Origin of the sequence: Phyllobacterium trifolii (genome assembly GCF_014192095.1) — a bacterium.
Taxonomy (GTDB): Bacteria; Pseudomonadota; Alphaproteobacteria; order Rhizobiales; family Rhizobiaceae; genus Phyllobacterium; species Phyllobacterium trifolii.
Window position 1 is genome coordinate 143,831 of record NZ_JACHXN010000004.1, and the last position, 24,600, is coordinate 168,430.

25 protein-coding genes are annotated in these 24,600 nt (G+C 55.4%); 11 read left to right on the top strand and 14 right to left on the bottom strand.

From position 1 onward, the window contains the following. Window positions 1-57: 57 nt before the first annotated feature. From FHS21_RS07755 to FHS21_RS07780, 6 genes are all read right to left on the bottom strand, one after another. A complete protein-coding gene (locus tag FHS21_RS07755; RefSeq protein ID WP_112530642.1) occupies window positions 58-1,191 on the bottom strand; it encodes a DUF2333 family protein in 1,134 nt (377 codons plus the stop codon). A gap of 203 nt (window positions 1,192-1,394) precedes the next feature. Continuing rightward, the gene (locus tag FHS21_RS07760) at window positions 1,395-2,678 is read right to left on the bottom strand and encodes a DUF6638 family protein (RefSeq protein WP_183661571.1); all 1,284 of its coding nucleotides are present in this window, start codon (window positions 2,676-2,678) and stop codon (window positions 1,395-1,397) included. Then, the gene (locus FHS21_RS07765; RefSeq protein ID WP_112530640.1) at window positions 2,678-4,585 is read right to left on the bottom strand and encodes an AAA family ATPase; all 1,908 of its coding nucleotides are present in this window, start codon (window positions 4,583-4,585) and stop codon (window positions 2,678-2,680) included. Before FHS21_RS07765 ends, FHS21_RS07760 begins: the two co-directional genes overlap by 1 nt. A gap of 13 nt (window positions 4,586-4,598) precedes the next feature. After that, window positions 4,599-5,747, bottom strand: coding sequence for a hypothetical protein (locus FHS21_RS07770; protein WP_112530639.1), 1,149 nt, complete (start codon window positions 5,745-5,747; stop codon window positions 4,599-4,601). Window positions 5,748-5,750: 3 nt separating this feature from the next. Then, window positions 5,751-6,839: a coiled-coil domain-containing protein gene (locus tag FHS21_RS07775; RefSeq protein WP_112530638.1), complete on the bottom strand. Its 1,089-nt coding sequence runs from the start codon at window positions 6,837-6,839 to the stop codon at window positions 5,751-5,753. A 134-nt stretch (window positions 6,840-6,973) separates the two neighbouring features. Continuing rightward, window positions 6,974-7,552, bottom strand: a complete 579-nt coding sequence (locus tag FHS21_RS07780) for a thymidine kinase (RefSeq protein ID WP_183661573.1) — start codon at window positions 7,550-7,552, stop codon at window positions 6,974-6,976. 190 nt (window positions 7,553-7,742) lie between these two features. On the opposite strand from FHS21_RS07780, the gene FHS21_RS07785 reads away from it, so the two are divergent. The 3 genes from FHS21_RS07785 (at window position 7,743) to choV (ending at window position 10,669) form a co-directional block, all read left to right on the top strand. Beyond that, window positions 7,743-8,684: a choline ABC transporter substrate-binding protein gene (locus FHS21_RS07785; RefSeq protein ID WP_112530636.1), complete on the top strand. Its 942-nt coding sequence runs from the start codon at window positions 7,743-7,745 to the stop codon at window positions 8,682-8,684. 102 nt (window positions 8,685-8,786) lie between these two features. Continuing rightward, entirely contained in the window at window positions 8,787-9,629 is an 843-nt protein-coding gene (gene choW, locus FHS21_RS07790) for a choline ABC transporter permease subunit (RefSeq protein ID WP_112530634.1), read from the top strand. Then, on the top strand, window positions 9,626-10,669 hold the full coding sequence (choV, locus tag FHS21_RS07795; RefSeq protein ID WP_112530632.1) for a choline ABC transporter ATP-binding protein: 1,044 nt from the start codon (window positions 9,626-9,628) through the stop codon (window positions 10,667-10,669). Before choW ends, choV begins: the two co-directional genes overlap by 4 nt. Window positions 10,670-10,675: 6 nt before the next feature. Here choV and FHS21_RS07800 read toward each other — a convergent pair whose 3' ends face one another. From FHS21_RS07800 to FHS21_RS07825, 6 genes are all read right to left on the bottom strand, one after another. After that, complete coding sequence (locus FHS21_RS07800; RefSeq protein ID WP_112530630.1) at window positions 10,676-10,936, bottom strand: hypothetical protein; 261 nt, start codon at window positions 10,934-10,936, stop codon at window positions 10,676-10,678. Between the two features lies 1 nt (window position 10,937). Beyond that, on the bottom strand, window positions 10,938-11,768 hold the full coding sequence (locus FHS21_RS07805; protein WP_112530628.1) for an ABC transporter ATP-binding protein: 831 nt from the start codon (window positions 11,766-11,768) through the stop codon (window positions 10,938-10,940). Next, window positions 11,765-12,619 carry an ABC transporter ATP-binding protein gene (locus tag FHS21_RS07810; protein WP_112530626.1) on the bottom strand — a complete coding sequence of 285 codons (855 nt, stop codon included), beginning with the start codon at window positions 12,617-12,619 and terminating at the stop codon, window positions 11,765-11,767. Before FHS21_RS07810 ends, FHS21_RS07805 begins: the two co-directional genes overlap by 4 nt. Before the next feature lie 3 nt (window positions 12,620-12,622). After that, complete coding sequence (locus FHS21_RS07815) at window positions 12,623-13,483, bottom strand: ABC transporter permease subunit (RefSeq protein ID WP_112530754.1); 861 nt, start codon at window positions 13,481-13,483, stop codon at window positions 12,623-12,625. A 64-nt stretch (window positions 13,484-13,547) separates the two neighbouring features. Beyond that, window positions 13,548-14,555, bottom strand: coding sequence for an ABC transporter permease subunit (locus tag FHS21_RS07820; RefSeq protein WP_112530624.1), 1,008 nt, complete (start codon window positions 14,553-14,555; stop codon window positions 13,548-13,550). Window positions 14,556-14,608: 53 nt separating this feature from the next. After that, window positions 14,609-16,213, bottom strand: coding sequence for an ABC transporter substrate-binding protein (locus tag FHS21_RS07825; RefSeq protein WP_112530753.1), 1,605 nt, complete (start codon window positions 16,211-16,213; stop codon window positions 14,609-14,611). Between the two features lie 333 nt (window positions 16,214-16,546). Here FHS21_RS07825 and FHS21_RS07830 point away from each other — a divergent pair, with 333 nt between their 5' ends. The 5 genes from FHS21_RS07830 (at window position 16,547) to FHS21_RS07850 (ending at window position 20,447) form a co-directional block, all read left to right on the top strand. Next, complete coding sequence (locus FHS21_RS07830; RefSeq protein ID WP_112530622.1) at window positions 16,547-17,308, top strand: SDR family NAD(P)-dependent oxidoreductase; 762 nt, start codon at window positions 16,547-16,549, stop codon at window positions 17,306-17,308. Between the two features lie 145 nt (window positions 17,309-17,453). After that, a complete protein-coding gene (locus FHS21_RS07835; protein WP_183661575.1) occupies window positions 17,454-18,650 on the top strand; it encodes a hypothetical protein in 1,197 nt (398 codons plus the stop codon). Further along, window positions 18,647-19,237: a protein-S-isoprenylcysteine O-methyltransferase gene (locus FHS21_RS07840; RefSeq protein WP_112530618.1), complete on the top strand. Its 591-nt coding sequence runs from the start codon at window positions 18,647-18,649 to the stop codon at window positions 19,235-19,237. Before FHS21_RS07835 ends, FHS21_RS07840 begins: the two co-directional genes overlap by 4 nt. 21 nt (window positions 19,238-19,258) lie before the next feature. Further along, entirely contained in the window at window positions 19,259-19,918 is a 660-nt protein-coding gene (locus tag FHS21_RS07845) for a hypothetical protein (protein WP_183661578.1), read from the top strand. A gap of 136 nt (window positions 19,919-20,054) precedes the next feature. After that, entirely contained in the window at window positions 20,055-20,447 is a 393-nt protein-coding gene (locus tag FHS21_RS07850) for a DUF930 domain-containing protein (protein WP_112530615.1), read from the top strand. Between the two features lie 12 nt (window positions 20,448-20,459). On the opposite strand, the gene FHS21_RS07855 is transcribed toward FHS21_RS07850, so the two are convergent. Continuing rightward, window positions 20,460-21,404: a cell wall hydrolase gene (locus tag FHS21_RS07855; RefSeq protein ID WP_312879854.1), complete on the bottom strand. Its 945-nt coding sequence runs from the start codon at window positions 21,402-21,404 to the stop codon at window positions 20,460-20,462. 238 nt (window positions 21,405-21,642) lie between these two features. Between FHS21_RS07855 and FHS21_RS07860 the strand changes: the two genes are divergently transcribed. From FHS21_RS07860 to FHS21_RS07870, 3 genes are all read left to right on the top strand, one after another. Then, window positions 21,643-21,834: a hypothetical protein gene (locus FHS21_RS07860; RefSeq protein ID WP_158482220.1), complete on the top strand. Its 192-nt coding sequence runs from the start codon at window positions 21,643-21,645 to the stop codon at window positions 21,832-21,834. A 98-nt stretch (window positions 21,835-21,932) separates the two neighbouring features. Next, window positions 21,933-22,703, top strand: a complete 771-nt coding sequence (locus FHS21_RS07865) for a HugZ family pyridoxamine 5'-phosphate oxidase (protein ID WP_112530611.1) — start codon at window positions 21,933-21,935, stop codon at window positions 22,701-22,703. After that, window positions 22,700-23,545, top strand: a complete 846-nt coding sequence (locus FHS21_RS07870; RefSeq protein WP_312879855.1) for a TrmH family RNA methyltransferase — start codon at window positions 22,700-22,702, stop codon at window positions 23,543-23,545. The genes FHS21_RS07865 and FHS21_RS07870 overlap by 4 nt, the downstream gene beginning before the upstream one ends. Here FHS21_RS07870 and FHS21_RS07875 read toward each other — a convergent pair. Then, window positions 23,513-24,565, bottom strand: coding sequence for a coiled-coil domain-containing protein (locus FHS21_RS07875; RefSeq protein WP_112530609.1), 1,053 nt, complete (start codon window positions 24,563-24,565; stop codon window positions 23,513-23,515). The genes FHS21_RS07870 and FHS21_RS07875 overlap by 33 nt on opposite strands. Window positions 24,566-24,600 lie beyond the last annotated feature (35 nt).

Here is a 24,600-nt window from a genome sequence, read left to right on the forward strand (position 1 = left end):
GGCGAACGCTCGTCCCTACTCCAATAAGAAATATATCATGTTGTGAACCCAAGTCCACTACTGCTGCAGCACCTGTTTGATATCGATCAGGTTTGAACGGACACGCAAAATATAAAAGCCCATCGTCGTCAGGTGGTTGGGCAACAGCCAGCCGCCTTCGCTGCCATTAGCGATGATCCAGGGCTTGATGTTCAAGGCCGAACGAAGCTGTCCATCCATACCATCCCACAGCGGCGTCAGGTGCTTTTCATCGAGCACCTGTTTGAAATCCAACTGAGCGGCATTCATCAGACCGTAATAGGCATAGAGCTGGCCGTAGGCGAACCAGAAACGGTCATCGGCACGCGTATCGAACCAGCCATAATTGTTGTTTTCCGAACGATCTTTCAAAATCGCTGAAGTCGCGCCGATGTCGTTGGCGATACGGTCGATGAACTGGATGAGATTGTCCGCACGCGCATCGAAGATGGCATTGCAGGACTCAAGCTTGGTGTTGAACGTACGCAAATCCTTGACCGCCGAACGATAATAACTCGGCGTCGGCGTCTTCGGACCAAATGGATTGAGGCCAAAATACCAGGCGTCTTCGGTAAATTGCAGGTTGCCGCGGGCCTTCTGCAAGTCGGCGTCGATCTGCGAGGTCCCGCGAACACGCCCAAGTGTATCGACGAGTTCAACCGCCGTACGGCGCACTGCCGAATTGATGCCGCGCTGGAACGACGCCTTGTTATCGAGGAAAGGCGTATTGTCCCAATCCACGCCGAAGAACCCGAGCTTGTACAGGAGCATGGAGGAAATCCACGCGTTTTGGTTGACGTTGAAATCTGTAAGGTCTGCGGTTACCTGCACGATGGCCGAGCGCGCGCAGGTCTTCGCTGCGCCCGTATCGGCAGCTTGCGTTGGCGAAGGAACCGGCTCTCCGACCGGAACAGTCAGGTTTTTGAAATTGTAGGACGTGATGTAATCGGGGTTGAAATTCTTCCAGACCTGCGTGTTGTAGAAGAAATAGCCGTAGAGACCGAGCCAGACCAGCACTACCAGACCGAGAACTGCCTTGAGAATAATGCCGCGCTGGCCGTACCAACGACCGGCCCAAATGAACGGCAAGAGAATGATGCCGATGACGAAGCCGATACCGCGCCCAATATAGTAGAAAATCCGGCTGAAAAAATTGATCACGGGCTCGAGCATCCTGTTCCTCGTTACTGTTCAAGTCCACAAAGCCGCTGGCGCAGCCCTTACCTGTCACTCACATAGGTTGTTTCGAGAAAATCGACAACGTGTTCCTGCGAGATAGGGAACCGGCCTGTAGAATCGGTCCAAAAGTTCCGCCTTCGCAGCAAAGAGCCGAACGCTAATTGACGAGTAGCGACAATTTTCGCCCCCACTCTACTTTACGCCAACCCATACAGCCTCTTCCTCAACCCTTCCTTATCCTTCAAATAAATTGTCTTCAGTGTCTCGACGACATGTTGCTGATAGGGAGGGCTCCAGCCTTGATAGTCCGCATAGAATGCCGGCTTGTTGAAGACATAACGCGACAGGAAATCCCACGGCACGAAATCGCTGATGAGGTGGTTGACCAGCCAGGCGTCCGGATGTCTTGGCAGGGCGCGTATGACAAGAAACCGGCGCCTCGGATCGATTTCCGCCATGTTGAGCTGCCCGGTCTGGCCGATCTCGCGCTTGACTGCATTGAGGAATGGCCATGTGCCGTCATGGTTGATCAGGCTGGCATTGGCGTGAATCCACGTCTGCAGCCAGATACGGTCGATATTGGTCAGGTCCCGCTCCGGCTCCAGTGACTGGATCAAATGGCGGATGATCATCTCGCCGCGATTTTCCAGATAGCCCGATTGCTCGATCCATGAGGCGCGCGGAATTTCAATGCGGGAAGTGGTGCTGAGAAACTGAAAGACCTGCTCGGCATCCTTGATGGAAATATAATTGACCTGCCACGGCCGCGAACGCCGGAATCCCGGCGCGGACGGATCGCCAATGACTGTCGTCGTATTGTCATCGACAAAGATGAAAACACCGCCGAAATGGCTGGTCCAGAAGGCGCGATGCCGGAATATCACCTTATCCGGCACCAGCGAATTTTCCCGGATATCACCGGTGACCTTGGCGAGTTCCACCATGCGGTTGATGAGCTCGTTGTTGCGCCAGGCGTCTGGCTCGTCTTCCAGCCTGTCGACCAGCAGCCGCAATTCCGCCGCTTGCCCCATGACGTTCTCGGCGGAAAGCACCCGGAACTCAACCTGGTTGATCGACAGAAGGTCCTCGATGTCATTGACGACCGAAACGCTATCCTCGATCTCGCCGTAGAGTACATCCTTGATCGTCAGCGCATTGATGGCGCGGGAATTGCTGGTGAAAAACTCGTACATCAGTTGCGAAGTGTTGGAAAATTGCGTGTGCACCACCGGCAAATCCGCCTGCGCGGGTGTCAAAATGATAAATCGCCGGTTGACGCCATTTGGATCGAGATAAGACGGATCCTTCAGCTCCTTGGCGATTTCTGGCGAAAAGCCGGTCCTGTCGACATTGAATTTCTTGAGTTTCGTCGTAGGAAAACCGAAGGATTTCAGCGCGCGATTATAACGCTCTATCAGGTGCGGCTGGTCGATCGTCAGCAAGCGTCCATAAATCAGCTCGTTTTCGTAGAGGAGGTCCATCAGAGGTCCCACTGCCCCTTGGCCTTGAGCGCTTCGACTTCCCGCACTGCCCGCTCGCGCAATCTCGCGTCCCGCACCATCTTGTCCACGGCCGCATCGTCGGATTTGTCGGCGTAACGGAATTCCGAATCCGCGTATCGGTTGGTTTCCTGCAGCACTATCTCCATGGTGAATGGCTTGCGCAGTGCCTCGATCATCGCCTTCTTTTCATCATAGGCCTTGTGCATGAACGTATCGGGCTTTTCGAACCATTCATCCGGAAGTTCCACATCCATCGCACGCATCTTGATTGCGTCGGTGACGTTCTTGATGGCGCGGCCAGTGAAACGTGGCTCGCGCTCCTTGATCATGTGCAGATAGGTGCCGATGTCGGACAGGGTTTTTGGCTCGCCATTGTCCTTGATGAAGCGATCAAAGACCACTTTGAGCCCCTCCTCCTGCGGCTCCGACAGTTCTTCATAGGCTGTCTCGACCGCCCGTTCGATCTGTTGCGCTTCATAAAGCTTGTGGTCGCCGAGCGGTATCTTGTGGTTTTTGCCTGCCAGCAGCGCGAAGATATCGATATAATCGTCGCGTGTCTGCGGCCCGTCGACCAGCCAGCGCGCCCCTGCCCTCTGCCTCAACGCATCGTCAACATTCTCCGGGTAGTTGGAGAACATGCCGAACGAGCAATTCCCGCGAACAACAGTGGAAGCGCCTGAAAAAGCTTCCATCAGCACGCCGGTGATCTCGTGCTGGCCCGAGGATGCCCTATCATCCGAACGCTTTGCCGCCACCTGGTCGATGTCGTCGATCGTACCGAAGCCGATCACGCGCGGATTGAGCACATTCGTCACGAATTGCTTGCAGTTCTGTCCGGACTTGCCCTGATACGACGATATCTGATCCACACCGAAGTTCTCATAGTGAAAGGCGTAACCCGCGACCTGGCAATAATCATTGAGCAGCCCGGCGATCATCTGGATCAGCGTGGTCTTGCCCGTGCCCGGCGCACCATCACCAATGAACGTGAACAGGAACCCGCCCAACTCGACAAACGGATTGAGCTGCCGGTCGAAATCATAAGCCATCAGCATTTTGGAGAGCTTCAGGGCCTGAAACTTGGCGATGTGGTTGCCGACGACTTCGTTCGGTTTCTTGAATGTCATCACCAGCGGTGCGCTTTTCTTCGATGGCGCAACATCGAACCCGTCCAGCGTGAAGTCGTCGCTGTCGAGCCGTAGATGCGTATCCTCGAAACTGCCAAGCCCGTCGAACCGTCCCTTGCGCTGCAAAAGCCCTTCGATGGCAAGCGCGGAAAAGGCCTTGGCGCGCGCCAGCATCACCTGCTCATCGCTCGCGCCGGAAATTGCGCGATCGAGACCGGCAATCACCGATTTCAACACGTCTTGCGCCGTATCGAAGACGAAATCCGACTCCCTGATATCATTGGCTGGCTCTGAATCAGCCTCGATCAATTGCGCGAGATAGGCGGCAAAGGCGAAAGCGCCAACGTAAGCCGCGGCTGACAGAAGCCGTTTGAAATGACTAGCCTCTTCGCCCTGTAACGGAGCGGAAGCATTGCGCGCCATCAGGCTTTCAAGATCACTTTGCCGGCCGAAAACATCGGCGACGGCCAGTGCTATCGCTACACCACGACGAGCCCGAAACAGCAGCGTGTGTTGGGCAATGGAAAGCATCTGATCGTCGGCACGCACAGACTGGATCGTTTTTGCAAGCTCCACCTCACGCGTCTTGCGCAATCCGCCCGTTGAAACGGTCGAAACAAAACGTCTGCCGGTACCGGCAATTTCGGTACCGGACTTTTCGCCGCTATCGAGCGAGACAAATCGCGTCACCATTGCCTGTGCGACGGCAAGATGCTTGGAGATGTCCTTCTCTTCAAGCGTGGTCAGACCGACATCCATGATCGTTCCCTCCTCATATCCCGCTAACCACTTGGCCGTTTGACAGAATGTGCGTCTGAAACCCCTTGAAGATCCCTGCCGCTTCCCCCGATGCGTACAACGCCTGATAGGCCTCATGCGGCACCAGAGCATGCTGCTCGTAATGACTGACGCCCTGCCTCGCCGCTTCGAGGTCATCAGTATTGATGTGAAACTCTTCACGCGATGGCTCCGACGACCAAAGGCCACGTTTGCCGGGTTTCTCCGCCTTGGAAAAAACTTCCTGCAAGGTCCAGGTCAGGAGCCAAGCGTCCTCCGGCTTGCGTACCCGCTCAAGAACGTCGGCAACTTTCTGATTATGCTCGGTAATTCCGGCAGTGTAGAATGGCCCGAGAACAAGCCGGCGTAGCTGCTTGGGGTGCAGTTCCGGAAAATCCTGATCGAGTGCCGTAGCGATGGTAACTGGCGACAGCGAATAGGCCGAGTTCTTCGCGGCGAAATCGTCGAAGCGGCGTGCGAGATCCGGATTGAGAAGACCGCCGACCGGCAGAGGAATCCTGACCTTGCTGTTGAGCTTGCCCTCGACCACTAGCGTCTCCACCATATCTTCGGATGAGTCCTCGATGATCGCCATGTAGATCAATGGCAAGTTCGAGGCTCCGTCGAATGCGCCCCAATGCACCACGTAAAAGGGGCGCATGGTTTTCGGGTTAACAGAAACCCGGATGGTGGTCGGGAGCAGGAAGGGGGAGAATATCTCGCCTTTGTCGACGACTTCCAGATATACCCGTTCCGCCATGGACCTTTGCAGGTCGCGCGGAAACTCGCGATTGCGCAGAATGAAATCCGCCATCTCGCCCCGAAGTGCATCCGCCGGCGGAATGGCAGCAAGCCGCACCGATGCGTCCTTCTTGTCATTTTCAAGTTCCAGAACATTCTGGAAGACAGGAAAGCCGCTCTCGGCCTTGGATATGCGAAAGCGCTCGGCAAACCCGAGCCTGTTGCGCCAGCATTCGAACGAAGCATCAAGGCGCTGCAGATATTCAGACAAAGTCTGTGCAACCAGATCATGTTTGTAGAGCGGCGAATCCTGGTTGTTCAGAAAGACCTCGAGCCCATCGAGCGCGGCGCGAATAGCGCCAAAATAGCGCTCAGCCGCCGCAAGATCCGCATCACCATTCATCGATCAGCTCTTCACGTAGTCAGCAGAGTTGTGCTTCTTCAGGACCTCTGAAAACCGCCGGGAGAAAGCATCGTCGGCCAGCTTCTTGCGACGCTGGATATCCTGCGAACTGACCATGTTCCTCTCGTGCATTTCGAGAAGATCGCCAATGTGCTTCTGCGCCGCTGCACCGACACCGGCCATGGTCTCTTCAGCTGCCGTATCCACCTTGCTACCAAGCGTATTGATCTTGTGCGCCACATCCTGTTGCGCAGCCGTTTTCAAAGAATCCTCCAGCGCTTTGTAAAGAACGATGCGCTGCTCGGTGTCGATCGACAGTTTGTTGATCAACGTACTCTGCGCCGCGATCTGGTTATTGAGTGAATCGACGAAAGTCTGGAACATCGAGGTATAGCGTTCCAGCGTCTGGCTTTCCGCAAGAAGCTCCTGTTCCTTGGCCTGGCGCTCATTATATTCTGTCGCAAGTTTCGACCGCTGACCTTCAAGCTCGGTGCGTGCGCCCTGATCTGTCGATGCCGCAATCTTGTTTTCAATATCCAGCAAGAGCGGGTTTAGTTCCTCGATTCGCTTTTGCGTCGCTTCGAGGTTGGCGATGGTGGACTTGCGCCGTTCTATGACAGTCGCAAGGCTCGCTTCAGAGGTCTTGTAGCGCTCGTCCAGAACACCTTTCTGCTCTTTCAGAATACCGACAATCCGGTCGGACTTGGAAAGAAGTTCCTGAAGATTTCCCGCAAGTGACATATTGCGGACGCGGTCTGAACGCAGGCGCTGCATCTTCTGCTTGGAGAAGATGCCGATAAACTTTTCCCAGCCGGAATAGCCTTTCATGCTTTCGAATTCGGAACCGAAAACATTGGTGGCATCCTCCAGCCCGATGATCAGCTCGGCGATATTGCCTTCCATTACCTTTTGCTGGCGTAAAACGTCGTCAATACGCGCATTTTCAATATCGAAATCGGAAGCGCCGATCTTCTCATCAGCTTTGGCGAATTTGTCGAGGACTATTGTGGACTGATCGATTTTCGTCCGCATATCGTTGACCATTGTTCTGGTCTTCTCGATCTCGGAATCGAAGTGCTGCAGACTCGCCATTTACGTATTCCCCTGATTGCCAAAATCGCCTCTCGCGACGACCGAATATAGACACGGTACATTGCGAAAAAAAGCCTACGGGAAAATGACAGGTCTCAAGGTAAACTTGCAAGCAGAGATTCGCCGCTTAAGACTTATGGACGTCCCGTTTCCTCTTCCCAATGTTTGCGGCACAGCGAGACGTATACGGATTTTTCGATTGCCACCTGGTCGCCCTCAAGCAGCGCCTCCCCTTTCGGTCCGTGACGAACAACCATTGTCGCCTTGGCGCCGCAGTGACAGATGGTGCGGATTTCCCGCAATGTATCGGCAATGGCGAGCAATTCCGCGGAACCGGGAAAGAGTTTACCCTGAAAATCCGTGCGCAGACCAAAACACAAGACCGGCAGGTTAAGGCGGTCGACCACGCGCGCCAGCTGCCAGACCTGCTCCTTGGTCAGGAACTGCGCTTCGTCGACAAACACGCAACTCAGCGCGCTTTCACCGTGGGCCTTGGCGATAAGCGCAAAAAGATCGTCTTGATCGCGATAAAGCAGCGCTTCGGCGCTGACACCCAGACGTGGGGTGATCCTTCCGACACCGTCTTCGGCATAGTGCGCAGCCGTGAACAGCATCGTCCGCATGCCGCGTTCCTGATAGTTGTAGGAAGCTTGCAAAAGCAGCGTCGATTTTCCGGCATTCATAGCCGAGTAACTGAAATAGAGTTTTGCCATCTCCCGCTTTAATCAGAGTTGGCTCTCCGCATGAACCCTTACAATCCACTCCCTTGCAACTTTTGTCGGAATATCAACAACTGTCGCTATTTGACCGGATTTATGCGCGCCTATGCTTGAATGCGTTTCCGTTTGGTGCTTGGTTCATGACATTGAAAATCCGGTAAAAACCGGAAGGGGAGAACTATCTATGAAAGTACTATCCAAACTCACCATTTCCTTGGCTTTGGTCCTTTCCGCAGGTACGGCATTCGCTGCGGAACCCGAATCCTGCAAGACAGTCCGATTCGCCGATGTCGGCTGGACTGACATCACAGCCACCACGGCTGCGACGAGCGAAGTGTTGAAGGCCCTGGGTTATTCGACCGACACGAAGGTTCTCTCCGTGCCGGTGACCTATGCTTCGCTTGGCAAGAAAGACATTGACGTGTTCCTGGGCAACTGGATGCCGACCATGTCTGCGGACGTCAAGCCATATCTCGACAACAAGACTGTCGAAGACCTCGGCCCTAATCTGACAGGAGCGAAATACACGCTCGCAGTTCCGCAATATCTCTATGACAAGGGTCTGAAAGACTTCAAGGACATAGCCAAGTTCAAGGATGATCTCGGCGGCAAGATCTACGGCATCGAGCCCGGGAATGATGGCAACCGCTTGATTCTCGACATGATTTCCAAGGACACCTTCGGTTTGAAGGGTTTTGAACTTGCTGAATCGTCCGAGCAGGGCATGCTCGCGCAGGTCGCCAAGCAGACAAAAAGCGAAAAACCCATCGTCTTCCTCGGTTGGGAGCCGCACCCGATGAACTCGAATTTCAAGCTCGCTTATCTTTCGGGCGGCGATGATGTTTTCGGCAAGGACTTCGGCGGCGCAATCATTCATACCAATGTTCGTGCTGGGTACACCACCGAATGCCCGAATATCGGCAAGCTTCTGGCCAATCTCAAATTCAATCTGCAGATGGAAAATGAGATCATGGGCAAGATTCTCGATGACGGTGAAGACGGTGCCAAGGCCGCAACCGAGTGGCTGAAAGCCAACCCGGCGATTCTGGATACGTGGCTGGCAGGTGTTACAACCTTCGACGGCAAGGAAGGCCTCCCCGCGGTCAAGGCATCGCTGGGCCTATAACAATCGCTGTCCCTGACGGGATAAGAGACCAAAGAACATGAGCTGCCCGGTGCACTGGTCGGGCTGCTCCTTTCACTTACTCTTTGTGGGGATGGTTTTGGTTTGGATTGGTTAACGCAAGACAAGATTCCGGTTGGCAGGACAGCGAAAGCGGCCGTCGATTGGCTCACCACCAATTTTGCCGGATTTTTCGATGGACTTGCCGCTGTCATGCAGGCTTTCATCGACGGCCTGATGTTTGTGCTGAAATATCCACATCCCCTGATCATGGTCGCGATTTTCGCCGCCATCGCTTACGCCCTGCGCCGGTCCATAGCGGTCACGCTTCTCACCATTCTCGGCTTTCTGTTCATCCTCAACCAGGGATACTGGCAAGAAACAATGGAGACACTGACCCTGGTGCTCTCCTCGTGCATCCTGTGCATGGGCATCGGCGTGCCCATCGGCATTATCGCCGCGCACCGGCCGAAGTTCTATGCCGCGATACGTCCTGTACTCGACCTCATGCAGACCTTACCCACCTTCGTCTATCTCATCCCCGCCATCGTCTTTTTCGGCATAGGTATGGTGCCCGGCCTGATTGCAACCGCAATCTTTGTTTTGCCAGCACCCATCCGCCTCACCCATCTCGGCGTTTCCTCGACACCCCGGCACCTGATCGAAGCGGGCGAGGCATTCGGTGCATCTTCCCGCCAACTGCTCTGGAAGATCGAACTGCCCTACGCTATGCCGCAAATCCTGGCTGGACTTACCCAGACGATAATGCTGTCGCTCTCCATGGTGGTCATCGCCGCTCTGGTCGGAGCCGATGGCCTTGGCGTTCCAGTCGTGCGCGCGCTGAACTCGGTTAACACGGCCTTGGGCTTCGAAGCAGGCCTCGTCATTGTGGTCGTCGCCATCATACTCGACCGCATATTCCGCCCCGGCAAGGAGCCAGGTGAATGACCGCAATCACACTGGATAATGTCTGTATTATTTTTGGCAAGAAGACTGACGGTTCCTTGTTTTTGGCCGACCAGGGCAAAAGCCGCTCGGATATCCAGGCTGAAACAGGCCATGTGCTTGGCGTTCACAATTGCACTCTCACTGTCGCCGAAGGGGAAATAGTCGTGTTGATGGGGCTCTCGGGCTCCGGGAAGTCGACGCTCCTGCGCGCCATCAATCGCCTTAATCCTATCTCGCGCGGCTCCGTCGTCGTTCACAACAAAGGGCGGTCCATCGATGTCGGCAAGGCTGACAAGACAACCTTGCGGGATCTGCGCAAGCACCTTGTTTCGATGGTCTTCCAGCAGTTCGGTCTCCTGCCCTGGCGTACCGTTGAAGAGAATGTCGGGTTCGGACTTGAGCTCTCGGGTGTTCCGAAAGAAGAGCGCGCGAAAGCCGTGCAGCAGCAGCTGGAACTGGTTAATCTCAAGGACTGGGCCAAGCGTAAAGTCGGCGAGCTCTCCGGTGGCATGCAGCAGCGTGTCGGCCTTGCGCGCGCTTTCGCGACAGGTGCACCGATCCTGCTGATGGATGAGCCCTTTTCAGCGCTTGACCCGCTTATTCGAACCCGCCTGCAAGATGAGCTTCTCAGTCTGCAGGAGCGCCTGAAGAAGACGATCGTTTTCGTCAGCCACGATCTCGACGAGGCCATGAAAATTGGCAATCGGATCGCCATTATGGAAGGCGGACGGATCATCCAGTGCGGTACGGCTCAAGACATCCTGCTTAATCCGGTCGATGAATATGTTGCGGATTTTGTCGCCAACATGAATCCACTTGGTGTCCTCACTGCCGCCGATATCATGGTTCCCCTTGATCGCACGCGTCCCGCCAGCAGGCCGTTTGCGGCTACGGCGCGTCCGGAAACGCCGGTACGTGAAATCATGCAAGCAATCGCGAAGAATAGTGGCGATGTGGGCGTCGTGGAAAACGGCGCATTTCTCGGGATGATCTCCGCCGATGACATCGTGCGCGGCCTGTTAAAGCACCAGAAGCACTAGTTCAGGCTACTCTTCTTCGGCATCCTCGTCGCCGGATTTCCCGGCTGGCTGCCAAGAATGAGGCACGACTTTTTTCTGCGTATTTGAATCCGTGAATATCCACCAGCCGGCATCCGTTTCGTCCCACTGACCACCCGTGGCCTTCAAGCGATCCAGCGAACGATATTGCCCGATGGACTCATTTTCCTGTCCGTCCTCGTCGGTCCAGAACACCTGAACCTTGCTGCCATCTTTCGGCGCAGTGGAGATCGGCTGCTTTTTGGTCATGTCATGCGGCCTTCTTCTTGGCCAAGCGTGCCCTGATGCTTTCTACATCGGACTTCGGCGTCGCTGCAAACAGCGTCTTCGTATAGCTGTGCTGCGGGTTGGCAAACACTTCCTCCCGCGTACCGTATTCAACGACTTCGCCGTAGTACATCACCATGACTTCGTCGGCGATGTAGCGCACCACAGAAAGATCGTGGCTGATGAAGACGTAGGTAAGATTGAACTCGTCCTGCAGATCGGCCAACAGATTAAGAACCTGTGCTTGTACCGAGAGATCCAGCGCCGAGACCGGTTCATCCAAGACAAGCAAACTTGGACTTAACATAAGCGCACGCGCAATCGCGATACGCTGGCGCTGACCTCCGGAGAACATGTGCGGATAGCGATTGTAGTGTTCAGGCCCAAGACCGACCTTCACCAGCATCTGCATCGCCAGATCGCGCCGCTCTGCAGCCGTCTTGTTGGTGTTCAACAACAAGGGTTCGCCCAGAACTTCACCAATCTTCTGGCGCGGATTAAGCGAACCATAGGGATTCTGGAAGATGATCTGCACCTTGCGGCGCATCTCCGCCGTGACGCGATCCTTGGCGATATTGATAGGCTTGCCGTCGATCAAAAGTTCGCCGGAAGTTTGCGGATCGATCAGCGTCAGTATCCGGCCGAGCGTTGACTTTCCGCAACCGCTCTCGCCCACGATGGCAAGGGTTTTGCCCTTTTCCAAAGTAAAGCTGACGCCCTTGACCGCGTGCACGGTCTTCTGCTTGCCAAACAGGCCGCCGCCGACATGATAGTCGCGGACGATATTGCGGCCTTCGAGTACGACCTCGCTCATGGCGCCACTCCTGCATTGGCGGCTTCATTCTTCATGAAATCTGCAACCGTTGACAGACGGTCGCCAGTCGCATTCTCCGGCAAGGCAGACAGAAGCGCGCGGGTGTAGGGGCTTTTGGGCGACTCGAACAGCGAGAGCACGTCGGCCTCCTCCATCTTGCGGCCCTTGTATTGAACAATCACGCGATCAGCCGTTTCCGCGACCACACCCATATCGTGGGTAATCATGATCAGGCCCATGCCATGCTTCACCTGCAGGCTGACAAGCAGATCAAGAATTTGCTTCTGGATCGTCACGTCCAGCGCTGTCGTCGGCTCATCAGCGATCAGCAGTTTCGGATTGCAGGCAATGGCAATGGCGATCATCACACGCTGGCATTGACCGCCGGACATCTGGTGCGGGAAGGAGTTCAACCGCTCTTCCGGCGCCGGGATACCCACTTGCTTGAAGAGTTCGATCGCACGCTTGCGCCGTGTCGGACCATCCATCTTCATATGGAAGCGCAGCACCTCTTCCAGCTGGAAACCGACTGTGAAGCAGGGATTGAGGCTCGCCATCGGTTCCTGGAAGATCATGGCGACGTCGCGGCCGACGATTTCTCGCCTCTGCTTGCCGGTCATGGTCAACATGTTGTGGCCGTCGAATGTCATGCTGTCGGCGGTGACGGTAGCTGTCTTCGGCAAAAGGCCCATCACGGCCAGCATGGCAACAGACTTGCCCGAACCGGATTCACCGACAATCGCCAGAACCTCACGATTATCAACCGAAAGATCGATGCCTTGCACAGCCATGAAAAGGCCAGCGTTGGTATCAAAGCCGACAGAGAGATTCTTGATTTCAAGCAGCGCCATACCTCAGCTCCTTTTCAACTTAGGATCGAGGGCGTCGCGCAGACCATCTCCAACGAGATTGATCGCGAGGACTGTAATCAGGATTGCCAGACCCGGGAATGTCACGACCCACCAGGCACGCAGGATGAATTCGCGGGCCTCTGCCAGCATCGTTCCCCATTCCGGTGTTGGCGGCTGGGCACCCATGCCGAGGAACCCGAGTGCCGCCGCCTCGAGAATAGCATTCGAGAACGACAGAGTTCCCTGCACGATCAGCGGCGCGAGACAATTCGGCAGGATCGTTTTGAACATCAAGCGAAGGTGGCCAGCACCTGCCAGTTTCGACGCAATAACGTATTCGCGGTTCTTCTCGCTCATGACCGCCGCACGCGTAAGCCGGGCAAAGTGCGGTTGCAGAACGAGAGCAATAGCGATCATCGCATTGAATAGGCCAGGCCCCAGAATAGCCACCAGCACGAGTGCGAGCAGCAGCGGCGGAAAGGCCAGGATGATGTCCATGATGCGCATGATCAGCGTATCGACCCAACCACGGAAATAGCCAGCCAACACACCGAGAATAACGCCAGTGATCATCGCGAACGTCACGACGATCAAGCCGATGAACAACGAATAACGCGCGCCGTAGATCAGGCGGGATAGCAGGTCCCGGCCCACGGCATCGGTGCCAAGCAAAAACTGCTCCTTGCCGCCCACCTGCCATGATGGCGGCGTTAGCAAAGCATCACGGTACTGTTGGTAGGGAGCATGCGGCGCGATGAGCGGACCGAATATGGCGATCAGCACCAGAAGGACGAGAACGGCAAAACCTATCACCGCGCCCTTGTTGACGCTGAAATAGAACCAGAATTCCGAAAACCGCGCCATACGGCCCGAAGTCTGGGATGAGGCGAGCGGTACGGGCGGGGAAACTTCGTTGGTCACGGGTTCCTCACTTTACGCGAATGCGCGGGTTGATAACCGCATAGAGCAGATCAACAATCAGATTGACGACCATGACGATCAGCGCCACGAGCATAAGGCCTCCCTGCACGACGACATAATCGCGGCGGGAGATGGCATCGATCATCCACTTGCCGATGCCCGGCCAGGAAAAGATGGTCTCGGTCAGGATTGCACCGGCCATGAGCAGCCCCATCTGCAAACCGATCGTCGTGATGACCGGGATCATCGCATTGCGCAGAGCATGCACGCCAATGACGCGCTTGGGTTCGAGGCCTTTTGCCCGGGCTGTGCGCACGTAGTCTTCACCCAATACCTCCAGCATCGCTGAACGAGTCTGACGGGCAATGACAGCGAGCGGGATCGTTCCAAGCACGATTGTCGGCAGAATCAGATGCGAAACAGCCGATTTGAATGCGCCTTTGCCACCTGAAATCAGGCTATCTATCAGCATGAAGCCTGTGGTCGGCTTGAAGAAATAGATGAGGTCCATGCGCCCTGACACTGGTGTCCAATGCAGTATGCCGGCGAAAAGGATTATAAGGAGAATACCCCACCAGAAGATCGGCATCGAATAACCAACGAGCGCGATGCCCATGCTCAACTGATCGAATATCGAACCGCGCTTGACTGCAGCGAAGATACCCGCCGGGATGCCGATGATAACGGCAAAGAGCATGGCGCAGATACTTAGCTCCAGTGTCGCCGGAAAAAGCGCCCGGAAATCCGCCAGTACGGGCCGCTTGCTGGCAATCGACGTGCCAAAATCTCCATGGAAAATACCCCATAAGAACGAGAAATACTGTTCCCATATGGGCCTGTTGAAGCCGAACTGGTCCATCAGCAATTGATGCCGTTCCGGCGTCATGCCGCGTTCCCCCGCAAGTGCGATAACTGGGTCGCCGGGCAACAAACGAATGAAAATGAAGGCCACAAAACTGATACCGATAAACGTCGGAATCAGCAGCAGCACTCTGGACGCGATATAGCGAAACATGGTGACCTGATAAAAATGCGGTACCGGCCGAAGCCGGTACCGCTGGAGTAAATTTACTCTGCGACGTCGACGCTGGCGAAGTTATGAACACCGAGCGGGCTCGGCACATAGCCAGATACGTTCTTCGTCATAGCTGTCGTAACGAGCGAGTGAGCAAGCGTTGCCCAAGGTGCTTCACGCTTGAATACAACCTGCGCTTCTTCATAGAGCTTGGTGCGCTCTGCCGGATCGGAGACGACAGCCGCCTTGTTGATCAAATCCGTGAATTCCTGGTTGCACCATGCAGCGCGGTTGGATGTATTAACCGCCTGGCAGGACAACAGGGTTGCGAGGAAGTTGTCCGGATCACCATTGTCGCCGGTCCAGCCGATAATGACGGCACCATCGTGCTTTGGATCGGAAGCCTGCTTCAGGTATTCCTGCCAATCGAAGGTAACAATCTCGGCCTTCACACCAACCTTGGCAAAATCCGACTGGATCAGTTCGGCAGTGCGACGGCCGTTTGGCATGTACGGACGTGCAACCGGCATAGCCCAGATCTTCATCGACAGATCTTTTACGCCAGCCTTTTCGAGTGCTGCCTTTGCCGCTTCAGGATTGTATTCGTCATCCTTGATCGACTTGTTGTAGGACCACATCGTTGGCGGGATCGGGTTGATCGCCGGTGTACCCTGACCGAGATAAACGGCGTCGACGATGGCCTTCTTGTCGATTGCCTGGTTGAGTGCCTTGCGCACTTCCGGCTTATCGAACGGCGCCTGCGTTGTGTTGTAGGCAAGCGTCGAAACGTTCAGGCCTTCTTCCTGGATGACATTCAGGTTTGTATCAGCCTTCAGGCCTTCCACATCTGCCGGATCCGGATAAATCGTCAGCTGGCATTCACCGGCCTTGAGCTTCTGCACGCGAACAGCCGCATCAGGCGTAACCGCGAAGATAAGGCTGTCGAGCTTGACCTTGCCTTTGTAGTAGTCAGGATTGGCTTCGTAGCGGATAGCAGTGTTGAGCTGATAGTCCACGAACTGGAATGGGCCCGTACCAACCGGCTGTTCGTTGAGCTTTCCCGGTGTTCCGTCAGCCATCAGCTTGTCAGCATATTCCTTGGAAACAATGGACGAAAAGTCCATGGCAAGGTTGGCAAGCATTGGTGCGTTGGGCTTGGTCAGCGTGACCTTCACAGTCAGGTCGTCGACTTTTTCCACTGACTTGATCAGCTTCGGGAAGTCCATGCCCTCAAAATATTCGTAGGAAGCGCCGTCGACATACTTGGCCCAAGGGCTGCCTTCCTTCTGGCGTTCAAAGGAAAACACCACATCGTCGGCATTTAGCTCACGCGATGGCGTGAAATAGCTTGTCGTCTGAAACTTGACGCCTGGATGAAGTTTGAACGTGTATTCCAGACCATCATCGGAGATCGTCCAGCTATCAGCGAGAGCTGGTTCAACTTCCGACGTTCCTGGCTTGAATTCCACCAGTTTGTTGAAGACGGCTTGTCCTGTCGCATCGAGTGTCTCACCACCCGTATAAAGCGCCGGATCAAAACCGCCTGGGGCAGCTTCCGAGCAAAAGACTAACGTCTTGGCTGCGGCTCCACCTGCCATCAGCCCACCTGTCAGCATTGCGAGCGCGGTCGCCGCAAGGAGTTTCTTGTAGGTATTCATCTTTTCCACCTTCAGAGGTTTTTTTGTGTTGCAGGCCCCCATGCCTACAACGAAGGTTGCATGGAAGCCTTTGCCATGTCGCAATGCAAGCAGATTTATTCGCAGTCAACCCACCGAAACGCCGATAATACTGGATTCTGGAGAATCTCTGCCTTCATGCCAAAAAAAAAGTGAAAATCCCTAAAAATCCGTCCACTGGCTTTTACTATGACGTGTCGCAGGGGGCCTCATACTTGTGCGGCAAGGAACGATTTTGACGGCAGGAAACAGTGAAACGGCTGGATAACCGACCACACCCATGCGAGAAGGCAGGAACGAGCATCGGAGACGATCATGGATACGAATGGACATGTGGCAATTGTAACAGGTGGTGGCTCGGGTTTGGGAGCAGCGACGGCCCGCGCGCTGGCGGCAAAAGGTGCGAAAGTTGCCCTTTTCGACATCAATCTTGACGCCGCGCAGAGCGTCGCAAATGAGATCGGCGGCTTGGCATTGAGTTGCAATGTGTCGAGTGCAGGTGATGCCGAGAAGGCCGTTGCGCGAGTGATCGACGAACTCGGAACGCCGCGTATTCTCGTCAACTGCGCCGGTATAGCCAATGCGGGGCGCATCGTTGGTCGTGATGGCCCACACGATCTCGATCTTTATCGGCGCGTGATCGAGGTCAATCTCATCGGTTCGTTCAATATGCTTCGGCTTGTCAGCGATGCCGCTTCAAAGCTCGATCCGCTCGAAACGGGCGAGCGCGGTGTTATCATCTCCACCGCATCCGTCGCCGCTTTTGACGGCCAGATCGGTCAGGCCGCCTATGCGTCTTCCAAAGCCGGCATAGCCGGCCTGACCCTACCCGCTGCGCGCGAACTCGCGCGTTTCGGCATTCGCGTCATGGCTATTGCGCCCGGCATTTTCGGAACACCTATGCTGCTCGCCATGCCGCAAGAGGTTCAGGATTCCCTTGCCGCCTCCATTCCCTTCCCGTCGAGACTTGGCAAGCCGGAGGAGTATGCGGCCCTGGCCTTGCATATCATTGAAAATCCGATGCTTAACGGCGAAACTATCCGTCTTGATGGCGCAATCCGGATGGCTCCAAAATGAAGAGGCAAGTTGACGCATAAATCGAATTGTGGGTTGCAACTTTTACGCGCCGGCGATGTTCTGTTAACGTCGGTCATCTAGAATCCTTGGCAGTAGTTGTCATAGGTCGCTGACACCGATTATACCCGACGAGAAAAGGTTGCAGATGTCCGTTATCAATCGTCTGGTCGTATTATTACCAGGCTTTGAGCATATGCCTGTAGAGGCCCATCATCGCCGCTTTACTCGCGAAGCGGCCAAGACAGCCCCTGTTTACGACATGTCCTTGACCCAGTCTGAACCGCTGCGCGTTTCCTCGACTGATGGCGGGATCGCGACCGGCGAATTCAGTCTGCATACTTCAGGCGAAGGCTGGTCGGCCAATACGGATTTCATCCTCTACGGACTAGGCGACATCACCCTTTTCTACGCGTCCAGAAATCCCCTAAGGCGGTTGCTAAGTGGAATTATCGCCCTGCTTGATTTTATCCTCACCGGGACGTTCTTCCGGTTTGTTGCGACGAGTTGGCGCTATGCCCTGTTTTTCGTTTATCCATTGTTGATCTGCTTTGTCATACTGGGTGCATCCTACGGCACCGGGCGTCTTGCCGCGTTGTACAACCAAACCAGCGTACCGGTCGCGCCGGCGATAGCTTTGACTACCGCCATCCTGTTGTTCTGGCTCGCTGCCTCGAAGCTCCATTTCCTGCTCCTCATGGATGACTGGACGTTCGCCCGTGATATGGCACGAGGCAAACGTCCGGATGTGATGCGGAAACTGGATCGCGTCATCGCCGATGCAGCCAATCGTATAAGCAATGCTCCACCCGGCACAGAAATCGTTGTTGCAGCTCATAGCCTTGGCGCGGTTTGCGCAATTCCGATTCTCGATGCCGCCCTTCGCCGCGAGGGTTCTCGGCGATATGGCCTGCTCACTGTTGGATCCAGTCTGTTGAAGGTAGCATTGCATCCTGCTGCTCGCACGCTGCGCGAAAGTGTCGAGACCGTTGCAAATAGCAAAACGGTCTGGATCGATGTGCAATCGCTGACGGATCCAATGAATTTCTACCAATCTGATCCCGTACGGGACTTAAAGATAAAAGATGGAAAATCGCCCATCCTGGTGAGAGTGCGTTTCCGCAACCAACTTTGCGATGAGGCATATAAATCTATTCGACGGGATTTCTTTCGCGTGCATCGCCAGTTTGTTTTCGGCGTCGAAAAACGCACCCATTACTCATGGCATGCCATTTTATGTGGCCCGGAACAATTCGCCGATGTCGCCGCATTAGGTGGCCTGCGCTGTGATCAGAACACACCTTCCCCGGCAAAACTCAATATTGCTGGAACTGCCACCACATGATCTCTCTTGTTTCTGCCGGCAAGGTCTTGTGGGTCCTTCATGTCGTTGCCTGGTATGCGCTGCGCCGTCCATTCGATCGACGCGCGCGCAAGGTGAACCTCACGGTCGATCGGCGGAAAGGCGCCGATACGGCCAGACTTGCGGTTTCCCTCACCGGCCTCGGTATCATTCCGGCAATCTACGTTGTGACAGACCAGCCACATTTTGCATCCTACCCGGCAAGCCCTACACTTTTCCTGCTTGGTATTGCCTCCGGAATTCTCTCCTTGATCATGTTCCGTCTCACGCACAAGGCGCTGGGAAAAATGTGGTCCGTATCGCTGCAGTTGAAGCAGGACCATAAGCTGATCACCACGGGCATTTACAAATATCTCCGTCACCCGATGTATACGGCGTTCTGGCTCATGGCATTGACCCAGGCGTTGCTCCTCCCGAACTATGTCGCCGGTCTGGCTGGCATTGTTGGCTTCGGCTATCTGTTTTTCTCTCGGATAGGCCCTGAAGAAGCGATGCTGCAGGAAGCATTTGGAGAGGAATATAGCCGATACCGCGCGCGCACGTGGCGTGTCCTGCCCTATGTTTACTGACAAACCGACAAAAGGTTAATCGTGCCTCCAGTATCGTTCAAAGCAATCATCGCCAGCATCGCCGTAGTTTCCCTCACAGCCTGTCAGTCAGTCCCCCAATCCACCAGCGCGATTACGGTATCGGCCTACGCTCCTGAAACACCGCAGCTCAGCTGCGCTCCGCACGGCAATCCCAATGGCTCACCGGCGAAACTGACGGCCAATCGCACGAGAATCGGTGATCCCGCCTATATCGAGTTCCGCCAGCGTTTCTCCCCCGGCATACCGAGCGGTCATCTTTACGTGGTTTTTGGACGACTGGACGCCAAAGGCAATCCGGTGACCCGCCTTTATACCGGCCTCTTCCCAAAAGGCAGCCTTGCTGGATTGTATGCCGGCGCGCTTGTCCCTATGCCCGCGGATCTGGTGCCGAGCTATGCTGACTGCCATCTCACGCCAAACGCGGCGTATCGCGTATCGCTGACCGAAAGTCAGTATCAGCAATTGCTTGGCAAAGTGCAGGAAGATCTTGCCAATCCGCCCATGTGGCGCATGTTCGGCTACAACTGCAACAACTACGCGGCGTCACTCGGTAGCGTTGCAGGATTGGTCGAGCCCGCCAATCGCGCGCAGCCGTCGTTTTCCTATATATATGCCTATATCGATGCGAACGGCGATGGGGGACAAAAAGCGGCCAGTTGACGGCGGAACCCACTGCCATTTTGTTCAGGCCAGGGGGGCTTTCATAATTTAGTCCCAATCCGGTTGGTATCAATACCGCGCCGGGACAAGTACCTACGACTCGTCCTTTGCGATCACACGATGAAAGCCGCCTACGATGAGAATAATAAGCGCCATGCTCTTGGTGTCGGCCGCCTTGGCAAGTCCGGCACGCGCTATGGACAATGGCGCTGCGGAAGAGCTGAAGCGGCTGGACCCGCAAACGCGGCTCGAACAGCGCTGTGATCTCGAGGCAATGGAGCGCATCCACAAGGATCCGGCCAAACTGGTAGCGGACGAACTGGTCGCCTATGCTTTTGAAGAACCGAAGATCAAAGGTGACAAGATCCGTTCAGGCGGCGCAGCTTTCCGGAGCAAGGGCGAATGGTACCATCTGTCCTACACCTGCGCCACGTCTCCGGACCACATGACGGTGTTGTCTTTCCAATACGCCATAGGACAAGTTATTCCCCATAGCGAATGGGCTCACCACTATTTGGTGTCCGAATAGTTCACGTGGAAATCAGTTGAGGGTGCTTGGACGATCCTGCGCCAAAAGCATCTGGCCGATCGCGTCTGCCTTCTTTGCGGTTGGCGCTTCATAGGCTAGTGCACTGGTCTGCAGAGTTCCCTCCGCCGTCGCGGCTGGCATCGTTACCGGTTGTGGAGCCGTGTACTCCATTGCCTGCGCCGGAGGATCGACTGGCACTGCTACCTTGTCGCTGGCAAATGCCATTTGGGGTGGCAAGGGAAGATCAGCCTGAGCAACAACGATCGGCTGTTGGCTGGTATCCTTCACAACACGACCTGAAGTCGCTGTGGACGTCGTTGTGGTACTCGGCGCAGCGCTGGCCATCTGCACATTGCCCCCTGCCATTCTGGTGCTGGCAATATAGGCGTTGGCAATTGCACGGCTGGCATCATTCGAAGCTATATCGGCTGAATGATAACGGTCACGCTTTTCGTAGAACGCGTTGCCGCCCGCGACGACAGTGTAATGCATGTTCTTGTAAGGGAACCGAAGACCCGCGGTATGGAAATACATAGCGTTCTTCACTTTGGGATTGCGCTCACCCTTGAGCACGGCATCCGCAGCAGCTTGCACGTCGGGCATTGCCACAGAACGCATGGGCCGAGATAGCACGCCCGGCGCGAACTGGTTTTTCTGACCAACCACACCGCAGATTGAATTTCCCCATTTGCCCGAATCGAGACGGTTCATCACCACGGTACCGACCGCGAGCAAACCTTCCTTGCTCGAGCGGTTGGACTCGAAGAACATCGCCCGTTCAAGGCATTCCTTGTCCTTCGGCGTATAGGCGTAAGAAGTAGTTTTGGTACCCGAATGCGTCGTCAGACCGGCGGATAATTTGCCTGAATTCTGGCTCGTCGTACAACCGGTGACAAGACCGGCCGCCGCAACAATGCCTATAACAGAGTGGAGTTTTCCCCTACCGACGCCGTTCACGAAGCATTTCTCATCGCTGTTAATCCTGCTGGTGAAGTTGCTGACAGATTGATGCGATTTAGGGCCAAACAATGGCAGTGATGACTATTGTGATATACGACATTACCATCCATTTGAAAATATGCAGTTATTTTATTCATTTCAACAGCAAAAAAATTTCAATAATGGCAAAATTAAGAACTTGTTTACCACATTTGCCCTAAACTTTGTGCATCTGCCCAAGCTCGTAAGGCACGCTATGCGCAATCATTCAGTCCGCTACGATACTCGCGAATCGCTTATGGCAGCGCTTGTCGAACTTATGGCGTTGCAAATTCCGGTTGAAGATGTTGCCCCGGTTTTGTGCACGATCGGACCGGTCGATCTCGATCTGCTCGCCGATTGCATGAACGATATTGGCCTTAACGACAATCGGGCGATCGCAGCCTGACATTCCCGGTCCATCCTCGCTACCTGTCTGCACAGGGCTTGTTCCAATCCGTGTGACAAACTATCAATCGGCAAGATGACCGGTTTGAGGGATGACACGTGAGCGAAAAGAAAGACGTCCTCCGCGAGATTGACGACAATGCAATACGCCTTGCGCGCACGTTGATGCGTACCGCGCGCCATGCCGTGATTGCGACGCTCGATCCGCAGTCCGGCGCTCCGATCGCCACGCGCGTGGGCATCTCGACAGATCATGATGGCGCACCAATCATCCTTGTTTCGGCCCTCGCCGCACACACACCGGCACTGCTGGCCGATCCTCGGTGCTCGCTTTTGGTCGGCGAACCGGGCAAAGGCGACCCACTCGCCCATCCACGCATGACGATAACCGCCAAGGCGCGAGAGATTGCCCGCGATACGCCGGAACACACCCGAATTGCATGGCGCTATCTTTCCCACTTGCCCAAGGCCAAGCTCTATGTAGGCCTCGGTGATTTTCGCTTTTTCCGGCTGGAACCTGAAAGCGCCAAGCTGAATGGCGGCTTTGGTCAGGCTTATCAATTGTCACCAAATGATTGGCTTAGCCTCAGTGCGGTCGGAGAGGAACTCGCCGCCGCGGAACAGGGCGCCGTCGACCATATGAACGAAGACCATTCCGATGCGATCGCGCTTTATGCCCGCTTTTATGCCAAGGCACCCAATGGCAAGTGGCGCATGACAGGTGTTGACGCCGATGGCTTCGATCTGGCCGAGGGTGACGACGTCCTGCGTGTCTTTTTCAAGGAGCCCCTGACGTCTGCCAAGGACATGCACATGACGCTCGTGTGGATGGCTGGCGAGGCCCGCGCCGGGCTTGCATCGCAGTCGTGAAAACACTGGTCCCGGAAGAGCCCGACTGGCTGCAACATCGGGTAACCCGCATCGACGATGCTGAGGATGACCGGCTTGCGCCTTACCGGAATGTGCGTGAACGGGATCTCGTCGGGCGCGAGGGCCGATTCATCGCCGAGGGAAAGGTTGTCCTCAATGTCATGTTGTCCAACCCGGCTTTCGCGGTGGAATCGCTCCTCATACTTGAAAACCGGCTTGCCGGACTGACCCAGCAGCTCAAGCTTTGCCCGCCTGATGTACCGATCTATTGCGTGTCCCGCGAGGTCATGGATGCAATTGCCGGCTTTCCCATGCATCGCGGCATCCTCGCTGTCGGCGGCCGCAACGCGCCGCATTCCATCGATGCGTTGATCGATGGAATGCCAGACAAGGCATTGGCGGTCGTTTTGTGCGGCATTTCAAATCACGACAACATGGGATCGATCTTTCGCAACGCCGCCGCTTTCGAAGCGGATTGCATTTTTATGGACGAAACCAGTTGCGATCCACTTTACCGCAAGGCCATCCGCGTATCGGTCGGCGCGGCATTGAAAGTCCCCTTTGCCAGGGAAGGATCGATCGAAACCATCGTGGCCAAACTGCAAACTGCCGGATTCGACATTTTTGCCCTCAGCCCCGCCGGCATAACCGATATTTACGATGCCAAGCCCTCGCGGCGCGTTGCGCTGCTTCTGGGCACAGAAGGCGAAGGGCTACCAAAGCTACTCTTGGAAAAACTGAAAACAGTGAAAATCCCCATGTCCGGGAGCTTCGACAGCCTGAACGTTGCGACAGCTTCGGGCATCGCACTATCGCGTTTCAGCCGTTTTTCTGGTCTCTGAAGCCGCAGTCTGCAAAGCCCGAATGCGATCGGCCAGGCTCACGATGATTTCGCCGTTTTCGCCATGGACCGGAGACATTTCGCTCTCGGCTTTCGCCAGCAGTTCGTTGACCATCGAGGTTGGCCCCTCAAGCCGCGCGACCATGGCAACAACCTGCGCTGCAAGTGTATTCATCTCTTCGCGCAAGCGCTCGGTCTCCTGCGCCTGAACCAGCGCCTGCTTGCCGCGCGGCGTGTCCAGCACAGAAGATCCCTCCTTGCGCCCTTCGGCGAGCACCTTGCGCAAACGTTCATTGATCCGTTCGATTTCCTTCTCGCGCCTTGAAAGCTTGGCCTCGCTATCGGAAATTTGCCTGAGCAGGGCATTGGAGCGCTTCTCAAGTTCGGCGCTTCGCTTGGTTTCCTGCGCCAGCGAATGCTGCACTTCCTTTATCTCTGCTTCGGCTCGTAGTCTCAGGTTGTCGCTGTCGCGCTTGTCCTGCCGGACCTCTTTCAGGTCATCTAAAAGATTGTCGATTCGGGCCGATTGCGCTGCGACTTCGATTTGAAAACTATCCGCATTCATCGCGACGCTGGACACGCGGCGATGCACGAGTTCGAGTTCAGCCGACTTTTGCTCGATCAATCGCTCATGCCCTATGATCATGGCTGCGGCTTTCTCCAGTTCCTGTTCACGATCGGCAAATGACGATCGTGACTCGGCAATCGCCGCATCGCGCGTCGCAAGTTCAGAGGTGAGGTTGCGTATGAGACGCTCTGTCTCACCGAGTTCAGCCAACTGCAGTGCAGCTTTTTCGCGGGAGCTTTCCAGCATCAACTCAAGCTTGCGCTCGGCGATCGCATGTTCGGCGCGCAGGCCATCCCGCTGGGCTTGTATCTCGTTGAGCGTCAGCGGAATCTCCGCCTCGACACGCTTGCGTGTGAGCAGTGTCGCCCGGCGCCAGATGGGCGGCGCAACCAAAAGCGCCAGCAGCACGGCGCTCAGGAATCCGAAAGCAAAATATAGTGCAGACTGGATCACGATCAGGGTCCTGTTGGATATCTATCTTGGCACAA